Annotated in this window: 8 protein-coding genes; 2 read left to right on the forward strand and 6 right to left on the reverse strand. The window is 69.6% G+C overall.

The annotated features are described in order from the left end of the window. Positions 1-183 precede the first annotated feature (183 nt). The 4 genes from Q7P21_RS18905 to Q7P21_RS18920 all read right to left on the reverse strand — a co-directional run bounded on the left by Q7P21_RS18905 (position 184) and on the right by Q7P21_RS18920 (position 3,516). Positions 184-1,602: a M20/M25/M40 family metallo-hydrolase gene (locus tag Q7P21_RS18905; protein ID WP_304172006.1), complete on the reverse strand. Its 1,419-nt coding sequence runs from the start codon at positions 1,600-1,602 to the stop codon at positions 184-186. Positions 1,603-1,688: 86 nt separating this feature from the next. Continuing rightward, the gene (locus Q7P21_RS18910) at positions 1,689-2,120 is read right to left on the reverse strand and encodes a DUF1178 family protein (RefSeq protein WP_304172004.1); all 432 of its coding nucleotides are present in this window, start codon (positions 2,118-2,120) and stop codon (positions 1,689-1,691) included. Then, the gene (locus tag Q7P21_RS18915; RefSeq protein ID WP_304172002.1) at positions 2,117-2,950 is read right to left on the reverse strand and encodes a carbon-nitrogen hydrolase family protein; all 834 of its coding nucleotides are present in this window, start codon (positions 2,948-2,950) and stop codon (positions 2,117-2,119) included. Before Q7P21_RS18915 ends, Q7P21_RS18910 begins: the two co-directional genes overlap by 4 nt. 17 nt (positions 2,951-2,967) lie before the next feature. After that, positions 2,968-3,516 (reverse strand): TetR/AcrR family transcriptional regulator, encoded by a 549-nt coding sequence (locus Q7P21_RS18920; protein WP_304172000.1) that lies wholly within the window; start codon positions 3,514-3,516, stop codon positions 2,968-2,970. Between the two features lie 66 nt (positions 3,517-3,582). Between Q7P21_RS18920 and Q7P21_RS18925 the strand changes: the two genes are divergently transcribed. Next, on the forward strand, positions 3,583-3,975 hold the full coding sequence (locus tag Q7P21_RS18925; protein ID WP_304171998.1) for a hypothetical protein: 393 nt from the start codon (positions 3,583-3,585) through the stop codon (positions 3,973-3,975). Here Q7P21_RS18925 and grxC read toward each other — a convergent pair. Next, complete coding sequence (grxC, locus tag Q7P21_RS18930) at positions 3,972-4,229, reverse strand: glutaredoxin 3 (protein WP_304171996.1); 258 nt, start codon at positions 4,227-4,229, stop codon at positions 3,972-3,974. The genes Q7P21_RS18925 and grxC overlap by 4 nt on opposite strands. 34 nt (positions 4,230-4,263) lie before the next feature. Continuing rightward, positions 4,264-5,049 carry a ComF family protein gene (locus tag Q7P21_RS18935; RefSeq protein WP_304179535.1) on the reverse strand — a complete coding sequence of 262 codons (786 nt, stop codon included), beginning with the start codon at positions 5,047-5,049 and terminating at the stop codon, positions 4,264-4,266. On the opposite strand from Q7P21_RS18935, the gene Q7P21_RS18940 reads away from it, so the two are divergent. Further along, positions 5,048-5,580 (forward strand): methyltransferase domain-containing protein (locus Q7P21_RS18940; protein ID WP_304179542.1); only part of this gene is annotated, 533 nt, incomplete at its 3' end. The two genes, Q7P21_RS18935 and Q7P21_RS18940, sit on opposite strands and share 2 nt — an antisense overlap.

A 5,580-nucleotide genomic window follows, 5' to 3' on the forward strand; every position in this document is an offset into this window, starting at 1 on the left:
ATATCCGGCAGCCGGCCATAGGCCTCAAGCGGCGCAGCCTGCGCGCGCGCCAAGCCGAACGCCGCCAGGACGGCGGCCAAGATCACTCTGAAACGCAACACGGCAGTCCCCCAAACCCGCCGGGAGACTGCCGCGCAACTTGTCCGCGATCAACCCGCAGTCGCTCTGCAGGCGACGGAAAGCCTACTTCTGGTTCGCGTAGAGCTTGACCACGTCATAGAGGAAGTCGCGGCCTTCATAGAGCGAGCGCACGCGGATGCGCTCGTTGAGGCCGTGGACGCCGCCGCCGTCCGGATCGCCGAAAATGCCCGACAGGCCATAGGTCGGAATGCCGGCGGCGTTGGTGAAGCGGCCGTCGGTGGCGCCGGTGGACATGGCCGGCACGAAGGGCACGCCCGGCCACATCTTCTTCGACACCTGGTCGATCGGCCCGACGATGGCCTTGGTCAGGGGCGGCGGCGGGGTGACCGGGCTGGGCTCGCCCACCAGGGTCACCTTGATGGCCGGATCGGCGAAGACGCCGACCAGGGTGTCGCGCACCTTCAGAATGTCCTCGCCGGGCAGGATGCGGCAATTGACGTTGGCCTCGGCCCGTTGCGGCAGGGCGTTGGGGGCGTGGCCGGCATTGACCATGGTCGCCACGCAGGTGGTGCGCATCATCGAGTTGCGGCTGGGGTCCTTGGCCACGATGGCGATGGCGGCGGCATTGGTCGGGTCCTTGGCCACGGCGGCCATGGCCGCGCCGCTCTCGCCGCCCTCGATGGTCGACATCTTCTCGAAGTGGTTCTTGGTCGCCTCATTGAGGGCGACGGGGAAGTCGAAGCCGCCCAGGCGGTAGAGCGCGCCGGACAGGTGATAGATGGCGTTGTCCTTGATCGGCCGCGAGGAGTGGCCGCCGGGATTGGTCACCACCAGGGTGTAGTCCTGATAGACCTTCTCTCCGGCCTGGATGGACAGGAACTGGCGCTCGCCGGTGGCGGTCAGCCGCCCGCCGCCACCCTCGTTCAGGGCGAACTCGGCGGCCATCAGGGCCGGCTTGTTCTTCAGCAGCCAATCGACGCCGTCGAAGGTGTCTGAGGTTTCCTCGCCACAGGTCAGAGCGAGTTTGAGGCCGCGCCGGGGCTTGAAGCCCTCCTTCTTGTAGCGGGTCATGTTGTCGGTGAAGATCGAGGCCATGGCCTTATCGTCGCTGGCGCCCCGGGCATAGAAATAGCCGCCCTCCTCGACCAGGGTGAAGGGATCGCGCACCCAGTCGGCGCGCTTGGCCTCGACCACGTCGATGTGGGCCAGCAGCATGACCGGCTTCAGCTTGGCGTCGGTCCCGGGCAGGGTGGCGATCAGCGCGCCCCACTGCGGATGCTCCGGCGGGACCACCAGCTGGACGTCGGAGTCCGGGAAGCCGGCGGCCTTCAGGCGTGCGGCCATCTTCTCGGCCGCGACGGTGCAACTGCCCACCGACAGCGTCGTATTGGTCTCGATCAGCTCCTTGTAGAGGTCGCGGAAGGCCAGCTGGTCGGGGCGCGGCGCGGTCTGGGCCTGGGCGGCGGAGCTGGCGAGGGCGGCGGCCGACAGGACGGCGGCGGCGGCGAAGGTGCGGATCATGGACGGGCCCCGGTGATGAACAACGGGCGGGACCGTATGTCTCCCAAACCGGGTCGGCAACCGGAGTCACAGATGCCGATGTTCGCTCAGTTCACGTCGGTCTTCTTGGGCGCTTCCGGCGGCAAGGGCGCGATGGAGACGCCGTCGGCGGTGAGCTCGCGGATCTCCTTGGGCGAGGCCTCGCCATAGATGCCGCGCTCCTCGGATCGGCCCTCGTGGATGGCGCGGGCCTCGGTGGCGAAGCTGTCGCCCACATAGTCGAAGTTCTCTTCCACATGGCGGCGGACCTGGCCGAGGGCCTCCATCATCATCTGGCGGGCCTGGGGGTTGAGGGCGACCTCACCCTTGCGCTTCGTGCCTGCGACGGCCGGGGCCATGATCTGCTTGGCGACGGCCGTGGAATCACAGACCGGGCAGGCGACCTGGCCCTTGGCCAGCTGGGCGTCATAGTCGTCGGAGGAGCCGAACCAGCCCTCGAATTCATGGGCGTGATCGCAGGCCAGAGCGTAGCGGATCAAGCGACCGTCTCCGGCGCGGCGAAGGCCCGCGTATTGGCCAGGGCCGGGATCGCCGCGCGGGCCTTGGCCACGGCCGCCAGGTCCAGGTCGACCACCAGCACCCCGGGCTCGTCATGGGCCAGCTCGCCCAGCACCTCGCCCCAGGGGGCGATGGCGATCGTGTGGCCATAGGTGCCGCGGCCGTCCTCATGGAAGCCGCCCTGGGCGGGGGCCAGCACAAAGCTGCCGGTCTCGATGGCCCGGGCGCGCAGCAGAATCTCCCAGTGCGCGGCGCCGGTCGGGCGGGTGAAGGCGGCCGGCACGGTGATCACCTGGGCGCCGGCCAGGGCGAGCGCCCGGTGCAGGGCCGGGAAACGGACGTCGTAGCAGATGGTCAGGCCCAGCTTGGCCTCGCCGAGATCGACGGTCACCGCCCGGTCGCCGGGCTCATAGGTCTCGCTCTCCCGCGCCGTCTCGCCGGTCGGCAGGTCGACATCGAACATGTGCAGCTTGTCATAGGTGGCGACGATCTCACCGGCCGGCGAGATCAGGGCGCAGCGGTTGGCGGCCTTGCCGTCCTCGCGCTTGACCAGGGCCGAGCCGACCAGCAGCCAGACGCCGAGCTCCTCGGCCAGGGCCTGGAGCCCCCGGACCACCGGATCGTCGGCCAGCAGGACGAGCTGCGGCAGGAGCTTCGCCTTGTCCTTCTGCAGGATGTTGCTGCCTTCCGGCGTGGCGATCAGCTGCGCACCCTGGGCGGCGGCCTCACGCACCAGGGGCGCGATATGGTCGAGCGCCGCAGCGTGGCTCGCGGGCGTGCGGGTCTGGATCAGGGCGACGCGATAGGTCATGGCGTCCTAGATGCGCCTCAGGAGCCGCTTGGCAAGTCCCACAGCGCCAGGGCCCGCTCGGCCAACGCCGCCTGCCCCACGCCGCCCATCATCACCAGGCCGTCGATCACCCCCAGGACCAGGGCCGCCGTCGCCCGCCGATCAACGCCCGGCGCCACTGCGAGCCGCGCCTCGACCCAGTCGAGGAAGCCCTCGCCGATCTGGGTTCCGATCCGCACGAAGGGCTCCTGGCCCCGGGCGGCGGCGGCGGCCAGCTCCAGCCAGAGCGCCATCACCGGCTTCATGCTGGGGCCTTGCAGCACGCCCCACAGAACCGGCGCCAGGGCGCGCGGCGAGACAGGCTCGGACGACACGGCCGCCAGATCGCCCTGCAACCGGCCGGCGATGGTCAGGAGGGTGAGGCTCAGCACCTCCTCCTTGTCGGCGAAATAATAGAGCAGCATGCGGTCGCTGATCCCCGCCGCCTTGGCCAGCGGGCGCAGGCTCGCCCCCGCCAGCCCCTCCGCCAGGAGGTGGTCGGCCATGAGCGCCAGGGCGGCGGCGCGGCGATCGTCTCGAATGGTCATTGGCTCTTGTAGCACTCGCTACATTGATGCAATATGTAGCGGTCGCTACAATATGGGAGAAAGATCATGGACGGCAAACTCACCCGCGCACAGTGCCTGAAAGTCGTGGCCAGCGGCATGGGCCTCTGGTTCGTCGGCGCGATGACGATCCAGTATGGCCGTCCGCTCGGCCTGTTCGGCCCGCATCTGGCGATCCTCTACCTGGCCTCGGTCCCGCTCATCCCGGTCTCCATCATGCTGGTGAAGTGGCTCAGCGGCCTGGCCGACGGGGCGCAATATGTGACCGGCGTCGCCCTGGGCACGGCGGCGGCCACCGCCTGCGACGCGCTGTTGATCGCCTTCTCGCCCGGCCTCTATGGCGGCGGCGGCGAAGGCCTGGCGCAGGGCGCGGCCTGGATCCTCTGGGCGGGCGCGCTCGGCTTCATCCCGCCGCTGCTCAGCCTGGTGCGCAGCCGCTAGGCGGCGAGCAGGGCGTCGAGCTTGCCGGTCTGTTCCAGGGCCATCATGTCGTCGCAGCCGCCGACATGGGTCTCGCCGATGAAGATCTGCGGGAAGGTGGCCCGGCCGCCGGCGCGCTGCATCATCTCCTGACGCTTCTCGGCGTCGAAGGCGGCCTCGATTTCCTCGAACTTCACGCCCTTCTTCTCCAGCAGGGAGACGGCGCGAACGCAGTAGGGGCAGTAGGGCTTGGTGTAGATGGTGATGTTGGGCATGGGCTCGATGAACGCACGAAATCCTTGATTGATCTTATATGGCCCTGTTCGCGGCCTCTTTAACCCTCGCGATTACGGCCAGATTGACGCATTGCGCCCCGGCGCCCTTCAGCGCCCGCGCGCAGCCCTCCGCCGTCGCCCCGGTGGTCAGAACATCATCAATCAGCAGCACGCGGCGACCCGCCAGTCGTTTCGCCTGAGAGGCGGGCACGGCGAAGGCGGCGGCCACATTGCGCCGCCGCCCGCCCCCGGACTTGCCGCCTTGGGTCTCCGTCGCCCGCGTCCGCCTGAGCGCATCAGGCAGATAGGCCAGCCCCGTCAGCCGGGCGAGCGGCCGGGCGATCTCGGCCGACTGGTTGAACCTGCGCCGCAGCAGACGGGTCGGATGCAGGGGCACGGGCACGATCACATCGGCCTCGGCGATCAGCTCCCGGGCCGCCCGGCTGATCCAGCGCGCGAACAACGGGGCCAGATCGGTGCGATCAGCGTGCTTGAGCTGCAGGATCGGGCCGCGCGAGGCATCGTCATAGAGGCAGGCCGCCCGGGCCCGGTCAAAGGCCCGAGGCCTGGCCATGCAGGCGGCGCAGCGCACGCCGGGGCCCTGGTCGAATTCATAGGGAATCCCGCAACCGTCGCAGACCGGATCGTCGAGGAAGGTGATCTGGCTCCAGGCCTCCGCGCTCAGGCCAGAGGCCAGCGGGCGCGGCCCGTCGTCCAGGGCCTGGGGCGGGAAGATCAGGTCCAGACCGGCCCGCATCGCGGAAATCCACCGGGGACCCGGTTTCCACCAGCCCCGCGACACGCCATCTTGCAGGCTCATGTCACGCGCCCCCCAGCCTCTCACGCCCCGCATCTTCGACCGGGCCCTGTTGCGCACCCGCCTCGACCGCGCCGCCAAGGCCTATGGCCAGGCCGATTTCCTCAAGCGCCGCGCCGCCGAGGACATTGTCGCGCGGCTGGAGGTGATCATGCGGGACTTCCCCCGGGCTGTCGATATCGGCGCGCGCAACGGGGCGTTCCGCAACGCCCTGGCGAGCAGTGACGCCGCCCCCCGCGTGGGCCTGCTGGTCGAGACCGAGATCGCCCTGGGCATGCTGGGCGGCCGCGACGGGCCCCGGCTGATGGTCGACGAGGAGCAATTACCCTTCGCCTTCGCCAGCCTCGACCTGGCGGTCTCGAGCCTCGCCCTGCACTGGACCAATGACGTGATCGGGACCCTGATCCAGATCCGCCGCGCCCTGAAGCCCGACGGCCTGTTCATCGGCGCCCTGTTCGGCGGGGCGACCCTGACCGAACTGCGCCAGTCCCTGATGGCGGCGGAGATGGAACTGACCGGCGGGGCCGGCCCCCG

The organism is Phenylobacterium aquaticum (genome assembly GCF_947378715.1).
In the GTDB taxonomy this organism is placed as follows: domain Bacteria; phylum Pseudomonadota; class Alphaproteobacteria; order Caulobacterales; family Caulobacteraceae; genus Phenylobacterium; species Phenylobacterium aquaticum_A.